11 protein-coding genes are annotated in these 12,656 nt (G+C 55.7%); 5 read left to right on the top strand and 6 right to left on the bottom strand.

Translation table 11 applies throughout. The annotated features are described in order from the left end of the window. Positions 1–39: 39 nt before the first annotated feature. Both TH4_RS03635 and TH4_RS03630 read left to right on the top strand, forming a co-directional pair. Complete coding sequence (locus TH4_RS03635) at positions 40–924, top strand: LysR substrate-binding domain-containing protein (RefSeq protein ID WP_064779923.1); 885 nt, start codon at positions 40–42, stop codon at positions 922–924. A 69-nt stretch (positions 925–993) separates the two neighbouring features. After that, positions 994–1,176 carry a YegP family protein gene (locus tag TH4_RS03630; RefSeq protein ID WP_008888404.1) on the top strand — a complete coding sequence of 61 codons (183 nt, stop codon included), beginning with the start codon at positions 994–996 and terminating at the stop codon, positions 1,174–1,176. Positions 1,177–1,262: 86 nt separating this feature from the next. On the opposite strand, the gene TH4_RS03625 is transcribed toward TH4_RS03630, so the two are convergent. Together TH4_RS03625 and TH4_RS03620 are read right to left on the bottom strand one after the other, a co-directional pair. After that, positions 1,263–2,045, bottom strand: a complete 783-nt coding sequence (locus TH4_RS03625; RefSeq protein WP_008888403.1) for a 3-hydroxybutyrate dehydrogenase — start codon at positions 2,043–2,045, stop codon at positions 1,263–1,265. A 104-nt stretch (positions 2,046–2,149) separates the two neighbouring features. Beyond that, positions 2,150–3,784: a sigma 54-interacting transcriptional regulator gene (locus TH4_RS03620; RefSeq protein ID WP_064779922.1), complete on the bottom strand. Its 1,635-nt coding sequence runs from the start codon at positions 3,782–3,784 to the stop codon at positions 2,150–2,152. A 225-nt stretch (positions 3,785–4,009) separates the two neighbouring features. Between TH4_RS03620 and TH4_RS03615 the strand changes: the two genes are divergently transcribed. Further along, positions 4,010–5,236, top strand: coding sequence for a methionine gamma-lyase (locus TH4_RS03615; RefSeq protein ID WP_064779921.1), 1,227 nt, complete (start codon positions 4,010–4,012; stop codon positions 5,234–5,236). Positions 5,237–5,299: 63 nt separating this feature from the next. Here TH4_RS03615 and TH4_RS03610 read toward each other — a convergent pair whose 3' ends face one another. After that, the gene (locus TH4_RS03610; RefSeq protein ID WP_157097703.1) at positions 5,300–6,187 is read right to left on the bottom strand and encodes a substrate-binding periplasmic protein; all 888 of its coding nucleotides are present in this window, start codon (positions 6,185–6,187) and stop codon (positions 5,300–5,302) included. A gap of 561 nt (positions 6,188–6,748) precedes the next feature. Here TH4_RS03610 and TH4_RS03605 point away from each other — a divergent pair. Both TH4_RS03605 and TH4_RS03600 read left to right on the top strand, forming a co-directional pair. Beyond that, complete coding sequence (locus TH4_RS03605; protein ID WP_064780035.1) at positions 6,749–9,133, top strand: transketolase; 2,385 nt, start codon at positions 6,749–6,751, stop codon at positions 9,131–9,133. 173 nt (positions 9,134–9,306) lie between these two features. Continuing rightward, positions 9,307–10,224 (top strand): calcium/sodium antiporter, encoded by a 918-nt coding sequence (locus tag TH4_RS03600; protein ID WP_008888398.1) that lies wholly within the window; start codon positions 9,307–9,309, stop codon positions 10,222–10,224. 38 nt (positions 10,225–10,262) lie between these two features. Here TH4_RS03600 and TH4_RS03595 read toward each other — a convergent pair whose 3' ends face one another. The 3 genes from TH4_RS03595 to TH4_RS03585 form a co-directional block, all read right to left on the bottom strand. Further along, complete coding sequence (locus TH4_RS03595) at positions 10,263–11,000, bottom strand: MarC family protein (RefSeq protein ID WP_083996959.1); 738 nt, start codon at positions 10,998–11,000, stop codon at positions 10,263–10,265. Between the two features lie 110 nt (positions 11,001–11,110). Further along, positions 11,111–11,446 carry an HNH endonuclease signature motif containing protein gene (locus tag TH4_RS03590; protein WP_064779919.1) on the bottom strand — a complete coding sequence of 112 codons (336 nt, stop codon included), beginning with the start codon at positions 11,444–11,446 and terminating at the stop codon, positions 11,111–11,113. Between the two features lie 6 nt (positions 11,447–11,452). After that, a complete protein-coding gene (locus TH4_RS03585) occupies positions 11,453–12,346 on the bottom strand; it encodes a M48 family metalloprotease (RefSeq protein WP_064779918.1) in 894 nt (297 codons plus the stop codon). Between the last annotated feature and the right edge of the window lie 310 nt (positions 12,347–12,656).

Genomic DNA, 12,656 nt, shown 5'->3' with positions numbered 1-12,656 from the left:
ACTTTTACGTATGTGTAACAATCGAGGCGGGGTCGCGGCATGAATGCGTGGGACGGGATCAGCGAATTTATCGCCGTGGCCGAGCGGCAGAATTTTACCCATGCCGCCAAGCAGCTCGGCATTTCCGTCGCCCAAGTTAGCCGACAGGTCACAGCGCTTGAAGAAAAGCTCGGCACGCAACTGTTTTACCGCACCACGCGCAAGGTCAGTGTGACCGAGGCCGGGCAGATTTACTATCAGCATTGCCGGCAATTGCTCGACGGGCTGGACGAGGCAGAGCGCGCGATTGGCAACCTGACGGAAGTGCCGCGCGGGAAGCTGAAACTCACCGCGCCGACGACATACGGCGAAACCGTGATCGCGCCGCTGGTCAACGATTTCGTCACCCGCTATCCCGATCTGGAAGTGCAATGCCGCTTCACCAACCAGAAGCTTGATCTGGTGCTGGAAGGCTACGATATGGCGATCCGTCTGGGCCGCTTGGAAGGCACAACCGGCAGCCTGATGACCCAGCAGCTTTCAACGCGCCGCCTTTATGCCTGTGCCGCACCCAGCTACATCGCCAAACGCGGCGAGCCCTATTCCCTGTCCGAACTGCACCACCATAATTGTCTGGTCGGCACGCTCGATTACTGGCGCTTTGAAGAAGATGGCCGCGAACGCACCGTGCGCATTCATGGCTCCATCCACGCCAATAGCGGTCAGGCGCTTCTGGATGCCGCACGCAAAGGCATCGGCATCGTGCAATTGCCCGACTATTACGTCGATCCGTGGATTGCCAGCGGCGACCTTGTCCCGGTTCTGACCAAATACCAGCCGTCCGATGAAGGCATCTGGGCAATCTACCCGACGAACCGGCATCTGAGTCCGAAGATCCGGATGCTGGTGGAGCATTTGGGAAGGTATCTGGGATCCGCATCCTGATGATCTGTCACAACTGGGGTTCTCCAGCGTCAAACCGTGCAAAGCATTTCGGTTTGAAGGAGAAAACGGATGTCACAATGCACAGGGTCGAACGGCGATCTTTGGGAAGTTTATGAGGCAAAGGACGGCTGGCGTTGGCGGCGTACGGCCAAGAATGGCGAGATTGTTGGTGCGTCGACGCAAGGCTATTCGAAGAAGTCTGATTGCATCGCCAATGCCAAACGTCCGGCGTGTGATTGTGATCTGAGCTAGGTCGAGGTCATCCGGCGCAAACAAAAAGCCCCGCAGTCTTGTGCCAGCGGGGCTTTGATGTTCTGGGATGCGTTTGCGCTATTGCGCTATTGCGCCGTCCAGCCGCCGTCAACGGAAAGATGCGTGCCGGTCATTTGCGAGGCTGCGTCCGAGCACAGGAACAGGGCGGTCTGGCCTATCTGTTCGGGGCTGACGAACTGTTTGGACGGGTGTTTGTCCGAGACAAGTCGGGTTGCGGATTCTTCGACCGAGATGTTGTTTTCCTTGGCACGTGCCTCGATCTGGCGTTCGACCAGTTCGGTGCGCACCCAGCCCGGGCAGATCGCATTTGCCGTGATGCCGGTTTCGGCGGTTTCAAGCGCGGTGACTTTGGTCAATCCGATCACGCCATGCTTGGCGGCAACATAGGCAGCCTTCTGGACCGACGCGACAAGGCCGTGGGCAGACGCCGTGTTGATGATGCGGCCCCAGTTTTTCTTGCGCATATAGGGCACGGCAAGGCGGGTGGTGTGGAAGACAGATGACAGGTTGATCGCAATCACCGCATCCCACTTTTCGGGCGGGAAATCTTCGACATTGGCGGTGTATTGGATGCCGGCATTGTTGATCAGGATGTCGACGCCACCAAATTTGGCTTCGGCGTCTTTCATCATTGCTTCGATCTGATCGGGTTTGGACAGGTCGGCACCGTTATAGTGCGCGGTGACGCCATGTTCGGTTTCAAGAGCTTTGCGGGTCGCCTCGATTTCATCGGCGTCGCCAAAGCCATTGAGCATCACATCAGCACCGGCCCCCGCAAGGGCCTTGGCCATGGCAAGGCCGATCCCGCTGGTCGAGCCGGTGACGAGTGCGCGTTTACCTGTCAGCATTTTGTCTTCTCCCTGTGAAATGGGCTTTCTGCCCTTTGATTTAGGAAGATCATGCCGCAGTGCAATGTAAGTGGCAAGAAATGCTGTGGTCGGGAGGGTGGCTTTTAGGTGCCGATACCGTATTTGCGCAGCTTGTTGGCGATCGAGGTATGCGAAACACCAAGCCGTTTGGCGAGCTTGCGCGAGCTTGGATAATCCGGATAGAGGCGGGCCAGCATTTCCCGTTCAAGCAATTCCATGCCGCTATTGAAATCACTCTGTGCCAAGGCGTTTGCGATCAGATCGGGATGTTCGCTCTCGCCCGCGGGGGAAGCCTCGCCGCTGTCCGGCGCGCCGTGAGCCTGTTGGCTGTCTCGTTCTGGTGTGATGGCCGTGCCGGTGGCAGCATCGGCAAGATCACGTGCGCCAAGGACATCGCCATCAAGGAGTGCGACGGCGCGAAACAGGGTGTTTTCAAGTTCACGCACATTGCCCGGCCAGTCGTGGCGGCACAGCCAGTCAAGCCCGTCTCGGGCGAGGTGCGGTGGTGTTCGCTCGGTCTGCTGGGCGGTGCGGTCGATAAAAACAGCAGCCAGATCGGCAATGTCTTCGACCCGATCGCGCAAGGGTGGCAGGGTGATGCCAAGAACATTGAGGCGGAAATAAAGATCTTCGCGAAACGTGCCGTCATGCGACATGGCTTCAAGATCGCGGTTGGTGGCACTAATGATGCGGACATCAACGGTGATTTCCTCCGTCCCGCCGACGCGCCGGAACCGGCCATCCTGCAGTACGCGCAAAAGCTTTGCCTGCAAATAAGGCGTCAGTTCGCCAATTTCATCAAGAAACAAGGTGCCGCCATCGGCCAGTTCCAGAAGCCCCGGCTTGCCGCCACGCCGTGCACTGGTAAAGGCGCCGGCCGCATACCCAAACAGTTCGCTTTCGGCTAGGCCTTCGGGCATGGCGGCACAGTTAAGGGCCAGAAACGGTTGATCAGCGCGCGCACTTGCGCGGTGGCAGGCGCGGGCAAACAGTTCCTTGCCGGTGCCGGTTTCACCAAGAATCAGAATCGGGGCATCGATGGCGGCAAGCCGTTCAGCCTGTGATTTGACGCGCAGCATGGCCCGGCTGGTGCCGATAATGTCGTCAAAGCCAGTGTGGCTGCGATCCTGAAGGGCGGTTATCACGCGGCCCAATCGTGCCGGAAGGTGAAATACCATCACCCCGCCCCAGGGCGCATCATCGCTGGCGTCCGATCCATCATCAACATGACCGATCGGTTCGACCTGCAAAAGATAGGTCTGACCACCCAAAACCACTTCGCGTTCCGGCAGGCGAAAACCGCCTTGGCGCAAATCTTCAATAGATGGTTCGCCAAGTATGCTGGATATATCCTGATCACGCAGAGGTTTTTCAGGGGTCGCCGAAATTGCCTGTGCCGCCGGGTTGGCCTGCGCAATCAGGCCATTGGCATCAACCGCGATCACCGGATCGCCAAGGGCGGCAAGCGTTGCATGCAGCTGTGCGCGACGGCGTTCGGTTGGCAGGCGGTCAATTTCGGTGATGTCGAAAATGCCGGGGATTTTCTTCAATGCGCTCGCAAGTGCCGGGAAGCGTTCCGGGCGAATGGCCGGGATATCGGCATAGATATGATGGGTGGTGACTTCGAATGTGCGGATGTCCAGGCCCTGATCGGTCAGGACATTGATGACGTCGCGCGTAATGCCGAGCCTGTTTTCACCGCGAATTTCGAACCGCATATCCGTACCGATAAGTTTACATTGTATCGATAAATGTACAGTCTTAAGCGACTGGAATCCAGCGTCTTTGCGCTTTCAGATGATGATGATCGTCGGTGTGTAAACTAATATTTACATACAAAATAGCGACGATTTCCGCAAGTCTTTGAAAACAAGCGATTTTTAAATCTGGCATGGTGATTGCGACTGTCAGGGCAGAATAAACGCATTTCAAGGAGCCTTCCGATGTCTGCCCATGACAAACACAACAGCGCCAAAACCGGTTTTGCCACCCGTGCGATCCATCACGGTTATGATCCGCAAAGCCACAATGGCGCGCTGAACCAGCCGGTTTACATGTCTTCGACCTTTGCGTTCGAAACAGCCGAGCAGGGCGGGCGGTTCTTTGCTGGCGACGAGCAGGGCTTTATCTATTCCCGTATTGCCAACCCGACGCTGGATCTTCTCGAAAAACGGCTTGCGGTGCTGGAAGGCGGTGAAGCCGCCGTTGCAACCGCATCGGGCATGGGCGCGATTACATCTGTTTTCTGGACCTTTATTGCGCCGGGCGACGAGATCATTGTTGATCGCACGCTTTATGGCTGCACATTTGCCTATTTCCGCCACGGTCTGGAAAAATTCGGCATCAACCATACCCATGTCGATCTGACCGATCCGGCAGAGCTGGAAAAGGCGATTTCGGACAAGACCAAGATTGTCTATTTCGAAACGCCGGCCAACCCGAACATGCGTCTGGTCGATATCGAAGCCATTTCCGACATCGCGCACAAGCATGGTGCCAAGGTCGTTGTCGACAACACCTATTGCACGCCCTATCTGCAGCGCCCGATTGAACTCGGTGCTGATATCGTCGTGCATTCTGCGACCAAATATCTGGGTGGCCATGGCGATCTGATGGCTGGCGCAGTGATCGGAACGCTTGAAGACATGACGCAGGTCCGTCTGATCGGGCTTAAGGATATGACCGGTGCGGTGCTTTCCGCGCAGGATGCCAACCTTGTGATGCGCGGTCTTAAAACGCTTGAGCTTCGCATGGAACGCCATTGCGACAATGCCGAAAAAATCGCCGATTTCCTGGAGAAGCACCCGAAGGTCGAGAAGGTCTTCTATCCGGGACTTGAAAGCGACCCGCATCATAAACTGGCGAAAAAACAGATGGACCGGTTTGGCGGCATGATCGCGTTCGAACTTAAGGGCGGGATCGAGGAAGGCCGCAAACTGATGAACGGCCTTAACATGATTACGCGCGCGGTCAGTCTGGGCGATGCCGAAACCCTTATCCAGCATCCGGCATCCATGACCCATTCGACCTACACCGCCGAAGAACGCGCCGAATATCAGATCACCGATGGTCTGATCCGCCTGTCGGCCGGGCTTGAAAGCATCGATGATATTCTGGCTGATCTGTCGAACGCGCTAGATGGCGATCAGATGGCGATTGCCGCCGAGTAACGGCAAATCAAATGCGGATCGGGGTGGCCTGGCGTCATCCCGGTCTGTTGTTTTTATCCGGGGCTAGTCAAACAGACTGTATTGCGCCATTGCTTTGCGTGATCGGTCTGACAGGTGTTTATTCTCGATCCGCATGACTTTCAGGTTGTGCAGATCAATCTGTGAGAATGACGGTGCGGTATCGCGGTGGGTTTTCAAAAGATCCAGCATCATGCCGTTTGAAAAGGCGCGCTTAAGTCCGGTTTCGATGATGTCGCGCAGATCCGGATTTTGCGGGCTGACAAAGAAATAGATCGGCTGCGGGTAATAAAGTGCTGTTTTCTTGGCAATTTCGATACCGGGTGCTTCCCACTTCATCCAGTTCCATTCGCCGGCAATCTGCCAGTAGGCACGCGGATAAAGATCAAATCGCCTTGCGTCGAGCATACGATGAAGCGTTCTGTAACGTCCGCTAACGACGTCAAAGCCGTTATCGATCAAAATCTCATTGTCTGGCCATCCAAGTCCCTGACCCATCGAGAGTTTCCTGAGGTCGTCAATCGTCTCAATCTGACTGAACGGTTCTTTGAGGTCTTTATGCAGCATAAAAAGCCGCAAACCGGTGGTGCCAAGATAGATCGGGATATAGACCGCAAGCAGCCTTTCTTCGCGCTCTGCATTGGTACCAAAGAAAACCGTGTCGAACTGGTCGGCAGCTTCGAGCATCGGGATGCGCCGGTCTTCGGTCGGGTAATCCATGCATACCGGCACAAGGGTGGCGTTGTGCCCGCTCAGTCTCAGGGCCAGTCGCAACAGATCAATGTGATATTCCCGGTGTGCTTCCCAGGTGATCTCGCCGCGGCAAAATTCCGATGGTGTATCCATCGGGATGCGCACGACGCGTGGATCATTGGTGGATGCCGACTGCGCATGGGCGGGGATGCTACCAAACAGGTACGCAGTGAAGATCATCAGGCAAAGAACTTGTCGGGCAACATCTTTGATGGCTGTGAACCAGTTGGCCACAGAGGATAATACGCCTCGAATTGCTCCGATCCGGACTGTCATCGGAATAGAATAACTTTGGTCAGGGAAAAAGATCTTAACGAGAGGAAGTTTGGCAATTTCGACGTCACCGGAAGCGAACTTTAGGAGAGGCGGTATCTATATATCAGTATAAGATATTTCAGTGCAAAGAGTTTGAGCCGGGGTTGCACCCAGGCCGCAATCTTCCACCCGGCGCTGGTCGAATTTGGCGGTCTTCCGAGTTTGATCGACTCGCACGGGAATAGGGGCGCGGCAGTGATTTTCCGGAGTTTTTGCTGGAACGGAAATTCGAGAGTTTCCCTGTGATCGTCGCAGCTGATTCCAACATTTCAGTGAAATTGCCGAATCTTGTGTGAATTGCCGGACCGCCATCTTGATTTCCGCGACGTGCCCCTAAAAATCGGCATTGTGGTGCCGAATTATTGAGACGCCAGACGACATCGCATGAAACCCGCAATATCGGATAAAAAAGAAAGCAATCAGGAAATGTCAGTACAGGAAAGCGCACCGGAAATCGGTGAAATCATCGAAGCAAGCAGCACGGCCGATATCAATGCCAAGGACCTTGAGATGCTGGGTCTGCTTGAAAAGAAAGTGCGCTGGCTGTCAAGTTGGACAATCCATAATGCCAACCATCTGCGCCCCAAGCGCGACGGCATCAAGGTTGGCGGCCATCAGGCCAGCTGTGCGTCGATGACGACCCTGATGACAGCCCTTTATTTCAATGTTCTGCGTCCGCAGGACCGGGTTGCGGTCAAGCCGCATGCAAGCCCGGTATTTCATGCGATCAACTATCTGTTTGGCCGTCAGACCAAGGAAAAGCTCGAAGCATTCCGCTCGTTCGGTGGTGCGCAATCCTATCCGTCCCGCACCAAGGATGGCGATCAGGTCGATTTCTCGACCGGCTCCGTCGGCCTTGGTGCAGCGGTAACTAACTTTGCCGCCCTGACGCAAGATTACCTGCGCTACAAGGACATGCTGCCCAAGGATGAAACACCCGGTCGCATGGTTGCCCTTGTTGGCGATGCCGAACTTGATGAAGGCAATATCTATGAGGCGCTGCTTGATACCTGGAAGCATGACATTCGCAATGTCTGGTGGGTGATCGATTATAACCGCCAAAGCCTTGATGGCATGATTGATGCCCATCTGTTCCGCGTGATTGGCCGTTTCTTCCGCGCGGTTGGCTGGAACGTCATTACCATCAAATATGGTCGCAAGCTGCATGACGCCTTTGCCAAGCCGGGCGGGAAATCGCTTAAGAAGTGGCTGAATGACGTGCCCAACGACATCTATTCCGCGCTGACCTTCCAGGGCGGGGCGGCATGGCGCAAGCAGATTACATCGGACATGGAAGGCGACAATGCACTGGCAAGCCTGCTGGGCGACTATGACGATGACCAGCTTCATGATCTGATGACCAATCTGGGTGGCCATTGCATGGAAGCCGTACTCAGCGCCTTTGACGCCGTTCCCAATGATAAGCCGACCGTGTTTATTGCCTATACCGTCAAGGGCTATGGTACCCCGCTTCAGGGGCACAAGGACAACCATGCGGGCCTGATGAACGTGCCGCAGATGGATGCCTTCAAGCTTCAGAACAAGATCGCCGATGGGCAGGAATGGGATGTCGCAGCCGGCCTTGATATCAGTGCCGATGCGCTTCGCGACTATATCGCCAAGGCACCGTTTAACGATGACGCCCCGCGCAACAAGTCGGCCAAGCACATCACCATCCCCGAAATGCCCTATGCACGTGCCGAAACGTCCAGCACGCAGGAAGTCTTTGGCAAGATCCTGAATGAACTGGCCAAGATGAAAAACAGCGACCTGTCGGACCGGATCGTGACCACCTCGCCCGATGTGACGGTTTCAACCAACCTTGGCGGGTTTGTGAACCAGCGCGGTCTGTTTGGCCGCGAAGAACTGGCCGATGAGTTCAAGGAACGCAAGGTTCCCTCAGCCCAGAAATGGATCAGATCGCCGAGCGGACAGCATGTTGAGCTTGGCATTGCCGAAAACAACCTGTTCCTCAACCTTGCCGCCCTTGGCCTGTCGCACAGCCTGTTTGGGCAGCGCCTGTTCCCGATTGGCACCCTGTATGATCCGTTCATTGCGCGCGGCCTCGATGCGCTGAATTACGCCTGCTATCAGGATGCGCGTTTTATGGTCGTGGCAACACCAAGCGGCATCACGTTGGCCCCAGAAGGCGGGGCGCACCAGTCGATCAGCACGCCAATGATCGGTATGGGGCAGCCCGGCCTGACCAGTTTTGAGCCAAGCTTTGGCGACGAACTGGCTGCCATCATGGGCTGGTCGTTTGAGCATATGCAGGACCCGGACGGTGGATCGATTTACCTGCGTTTGTCGACCAAACCGCTCTCGCAGCCGGAACGTGACCTGTCAGAGTCTGAAAAGACCGAAATTATTTCGGGTGGCTATTGGCTGCGTCAGCCGGGTAAGGATTGCAAGATGGCGATTGCCTATTGCGGGGCCATGGCACCCGAAGCAATTGCTGCGTGGGAAAAGCTGTCTGAAGATCATCCGGGCTTGGGCCTGTTGGCTGTCACCTCGACCGATCGCCTTTATAACGAATGGCAGGATCTTGAGCGCGCCCGCCTTGAAGGCAAGGCCGATGGTAAAATGGCGCATGTTGAAAACCTGCTGAAACCGCTGGCATCCGATGCCCGCCTTGTCACGGTGATTGATGGTCATCCGGCTGCCCTTGCATGGCTTGGCGGTGTGCGTGGTCACGCGGTTGCGCCGCTTGGAGTGAATGCCTTTGGCCAGTGCGGCGACAGCATCGCGCTTTATGATCACTATCAGATCGGTACGGATGCGATCCTGCGTGCGGCTAAACGCTGGGACTGAGTAAGCTGATCCAGTGAAATTTATAAAGGGGGCGACGTTGTTGATGTCGTCCCTTTTTTATTTTGAAATGGTGAACGAGTTCGCTTGCAAGTGATCGGTCGGCAGAACAACTCTGCGCAAAGCATCTTGAAGATGTGCGTTGTTATGTTTCCTGGTCTGAAAGGACGTTGGTCATGGAATATCTGATGTTGCTCGGCGGTTTGGCCGGGCTTTTCTTTGGGGGGGAATCTCTGGTGCGCGGTAGCGTCGGGATCGCCCGCAAACTTTCCATGTCATCGCTTCTGATCGGTTTGACCGTGGTCGGTTTCGGGACATCAACCCCGGAACTTCTTGTCTCCATGGATGCGGCATTGCGGGGTGTGCCGGATATCGCGCTTGGCAACGTCATCGGGTCGAACATTGCCAACATCTTGTTGATCGTTGGTGTCTCTGCCGTGGTGTGGCCAATTGCGGTATCTGGCGGCACGCTTGGTCGCGATACCGCTGTGATGCTTGGTGCTGCTGTCGTGCTGGTGCCGTTCTTTGCGCTTGGTGACCTTGGCCGTGTGGCTGGCGGGTTTATGTTTGCGGCATTGATTGGTTATCTGGTGTTTGCCTATCGCCAGTCGCGTTCGGAACCCGCGTCATCGACGGATCTGCCCGAAGCAGTTTCAAATGTTTGGCTGTCAATTGTCTGGGTTGTCGCGGGGCTGGCCATGCTGATGGTTGGCGCCCATTACCTTGTCGAAGGGGCGGTGACCATCGCACGCACCTTTGGGGTGTCCGAAGCCTTTATCGGGCTTACGATTGTTGCGGTTGGTACGTCCCTGCCAGAGCTCGCAACGTCGCTGATTGCCGCATTGAAGAAGCAATCTGAAATCGCGATTGGCAATATTATCGGGTCGAACATTTTCAACATCCTGGGGATTCTCGGCCTGACGGCGGTTGTATCCCCGATTCCGGTGGCAGACCGGTTCCTGATGTTTGACCTTCCGGTGATGATTGCGGTTTCGATTGGCCTGACACTGATGCTTCGCCGTCCGCAGATCGGCCGGATACCGGGCATCATCATGCTGGTGCTGTATGCCGGTTACGTCTGGGCAGCCCAGTAAGGATTGTCGGCGCAGGGCAGGCTTCTTTTCTGGGGTTCCTAGAAAAACGCCTGCTTTATGCCGTCAATAATGAACTGAACCGCAAGGGCCGCCAGGATCATGCCCAGCAGGCGCGATACCACGGTGGCAACGGTCGGGCTGAGGCGTTTGGCAACCACGTTTGCCAGCAGGAAGAAGACAAAGGCGATCACCATCACGACGGCGACCACGCCTATGACGCTGGCCTGCATGGCGATATTGTCTTCGAACTTGCCCATCAGAAGCATCACGGATGCGATGGCGCCGGGGCCGGACAGGAACGGGATCGACATCGGGAAGATCGAGACATCATCGGCCTCGTCATCCGGGATGGTCGGCCCGTCCGCCGTTTTGGTGGCTGCGGCCTTGGTTTTGGCTTTGGCGGTCTTTCCGGCCTTGTCGGTGTCGTGATCTTCTTCGAGTTCCTGATGGACCTGTTCGGCGCGCTGGTTACGTTTCTGGCTGCGCTTTTCAAACAGCATTTCAAGCGCGATCAAAAACAGCAACGTGCCCCCGGCAATCCGGAAGGCGGGCATGTGAATGCCAAATACGCCCAGCAATCCCTCGCCGATCAGGGCAAAGGCCGCAAGAATGAAGAAGCTGGTCAAGCAGGCACGGATCGCCATGCGCCGACGGTGCGCAGCACTTGTGCCTTGCGTCAGGACGATGAAGACCGGCACCAGACCCAACGGGTCGATGATCACAAACAGCGTGACAAAGACCGGGATCAATTCGTTGAGCATATCAAGGCTTGGCATCGGTTCTTCCTGCTTTCGGCGATTGCGCGATGGATGCGTATATTGTGCCCATCTTCGCAGGTAAATGGTTAAATGGGCAGTTCTTTTGGGTGGGTTGGCAATGCAGGGCCTTATCGCCGTTTGCCGCGATTGCGTCCGTAACGCCCGGCACTTTCCGGCCAGTCGACATAATCAACCGGTTTCTTGCGCACCCATTTGACGAACTTGATGATGTCAGGATGGGCAAGCAGCTTGTCGGGGCTGTTATAGTCGCGTGCAAGGGTGGCTTCATCAAACAGGCGATGGATCATGCGATGGCAAACGCGATGGAGCCATTCGGTTTCAGTCCCGCCCTGTGATTTCGGGTGCCAGTGATGGCGATCAACACTGGGGCCTGCGATCATCGCCCGACCACAGATCGCACATTGTCCAAGATCAGAACGATCAGAATTTCCCGGTATTGCCATGGCCGATTATTGCGGCGGCATCCGCCGGTTTTCAAAGAATTTCTGCCATGTGCCGGGTTTGAGGGCGCGGAGCGCCTTGATCCGCGCCCCAACCGATGGATGAGTATCCAGCAGGCTTGGCGGCTGGGTGCTGCGATATGGCACAAGGCCAAGACGTTTGCGATTGATCTGATCGATATGCAAAAGCGCATCAATCATGTCTTCCGGCCCATTGAGCAAATCACTTGCCCCATGGTCGGCGGCAAATTCACGGTCGCGAATGACCGCGCGCTGGAACAGAAAGCTGATAGTTGGCACCGCACCAAACAGGATAATCATCCAGGTGGGTGGATTGAAATCGCCAAAGATAAAGATCGCCAGCCCAAACAGCGCGATGGTCCATGTTGCGCGATAAAGCACATCGGTAATCAGCAAAATACGGGTATCGCCATGCCATGCATGCGCCACTTCATGGGCCAAAATGGCGCGCATTTGACGTGGTGACAGGCCATGAACCGCATCGCTTGAAATCGCGATTGTGGTGTTGTCGTCCGTTCCGGTCGTGATGGCATTGACCCCCTTGCCCGGCAGCAGGAACAATTTTGGTTTGTGACCAAGTTCCGCGCGTTCGGAAAGCAGGCGGCTCATTTCATGAATTGCGGGATAATCTTCCCCCGAAAGCGGACTGGCGCGCAGCATTTTCATCAGGATTTCTGGCGAGATCATCGGTGAAAGTACGAGCATCAGGGCAACCGCAATACCGGCCGAAATCATCATCGATATCCCGCCCAGCATCCATGCACAGGCGGCAAGCACGCCGATCATGCATGCCATCAGCCCGCCCGCATGGGAGACTCCACCGGGCTGAATGGCGAGAAACCGTTGAATGAAGTCGGGAAGCTGCGGCGTGTTGTCAGCCATTCGCGTTTTGCCTGTCAGGGTTCGGGTTGGGGGACGTATCCAAAGATAGGGATGATCACTGCAGATACGCAAATGCAACCTTTGGGATGGTCGGAAAAATTTATGTCAAACAATCGGTTGTTTGCATTGATCCAGCACAGGTTTCTGCCACCAAGACGCGGTTGGGTTTCGAGGCCGGAATTTGGGAAGAATTGCGCGATGTGATGACGCGGTAAGGCAATGAAATAAAGGGCTTTGAGGCGAAATCTTAACACATCCTTATATATTCGACTAGAATAGTGGGAGTATGCCATTGGCTAGGATACCCGTT

The sequence above is a fragment of the Thalassospira tepidiphila MCCC 1A03514 genome, from assembly GCF_001662875.1.
GTDB classification, from domain to species: Bacteria; Pseudomonadota; Alphaproteobacteria; order Rhodospirillales; family Thalassospiraceae; genus Thalassospira; species Thalassospira tepidiphila.
Note: the sequence above shows the minus strand (reverse complement) of the source record. Positions and strands in the feature narration are given on the sequence as shown.